This window comes from Clostridium weizhouense, from assembly GCF_019431045.1.
GTDB lineage: Bacteria > Bacillota > Clostridia > Clostridiales > Clostridiaceae > Clostridium > Clostridium weizhouense.
The window spans coordinates 1-1520 of sequence record NZ_JAHXPT010000037.1; the positions used below are offsets into that span (position 1 = coordinate 1).

Sequence of the window (1520 nt, forward strand, 5' to 3'; positions counted from 1 at the left end):
AAATTCCATAATAATTTAAAATTAAATTTATTATGGAATTTATTCAATAATTTTGATAATAACTGTCCGTAAGTCAGACTACTACGTAACTTTTTTGATTGATTTTTTCTTGATAATAATCAACTCACTAGAGAATTCTAATTATGCATCAAGTAGCAATTTATCGAGGTTACATAAATTAATAAATTTCAATTATTTATTGTTACACCTTTGGTTAAACTAAATTTTGCAGTCAATTTATTAAGTATTTTGTAGCGAGTCAGTCAACAAAATAAACAATACTAATTCACCTACTTACATTATTCTAGTCCTTAAAGTTTTCTCTATATAATTAATATCTTCTTTAAAGTATTCAAAAATTCCCTATATAGCATATTATTATATTTCTATATCATGTTCTATAAGCTCTATTATCTCATCGTAATACCCTTTAGCCACTTGATAAAATTCTGTATCTTTTTCTTTTTCAAATAGTTTTTCTAATACCTCTTTTTGTATCACTTTATACTCAATAAAACTAAACATTAATTCTAATGCATTATTTCTAAATAAGGACTTTTCATTCAAAATTTCAGTAATATATATATTCCATCCTTTTAAAACGGCATTTCTGCACGCAATCCCCAACGGTAATGATACACCATTTTCACATGGAATATAATATTCAAATGGATAACTATCAGTTTTATATGTTACTATTTTATCAAATTCAGCTGACCCGTTTCCAATTTCATACAGCAAATTATAAACTTCTTTTTTTTCTATAATATCGTCCGCTTTTAGCATTTCAATTAAAAAAGGAATTAAATAAAATGCTCCATCATAAAGATAACTCTGAACTACAACATTATTATCGTATTGCCAATACATTTTTTCTCTATCATTTTGATTATTAGTTACTAACTCTGCTATTGTTTCTGGAACATATTCACATGTACCTCCTTCTTTTTTTAGACTTTTCCATTCAATTTTTTTGATTATTTCTTGTATATTATTAATTTTCATTTTAATCCCCTCCAAATGTTGTTCCTGGTATAAAGTTACTTGTGGAATATTTTTCTTGACAGTATTTACATACAGGTATCGTTGCATTATTTCGTGGACGAATAGCAGGTGTCATAATTACCTTCGAAGGATCTCCCCCCAATTGCTCTACGACTAAATTTTCAGCACACTTTTTATAATCAGTAGCAGTATTTTTTACGCCAACTGCAACTTCACCTGTTTCAATATTATATCCACCAACAACTGTTATATATTTTTGCTGTTGGCTTTTACTCTTAGCTTGTATTTCAGCAACCTTTGCATCTCTAGCAGCAATTGATTTATCTGCTAATATAGGATCATAACCTTTTTTTAGAATGTTTTCAGCTTCACTTATCCCCTCAGTACCCTGACTTACGGACAGTTAATAACCATATAATTGGTAGTATCTATTTTAACAAAAAATTATTTTTTAAAATATAAAAAACCACCTTTTTATAGTGTAAAATTGATTTGCACAAACAAATTACAAAAGA

1 protein-coding gene is annotated in these 1520 nt (G+C 27.3%); it reads right to left on the reverse strand.

All coding sequences use genetic code 11. The annotated features are described in order from the left end of the window. Positions 1-378 precede the first annotated feature (378 nt). On the reverse strand, positions 379-1005 hold the full coding sequence (locus tag KYD98_RS18000) for a hypothetical protein (protein WP_219781424.1): 627 nt from the start codon (positions 1003-1005) through the stop codon (positions 379-381). Positions 1006-1520 lie beyond the last annotated feature (515 nt).

Coding starts and splice junctions, on each gene's coding strand:
- KYD98_RS18000 (WP_219781424.1), bottom strand. CDS start 1,005: ATGAAAATTAATAATATACAAGAAATAATCAAAAAAATTGAATGGAAA.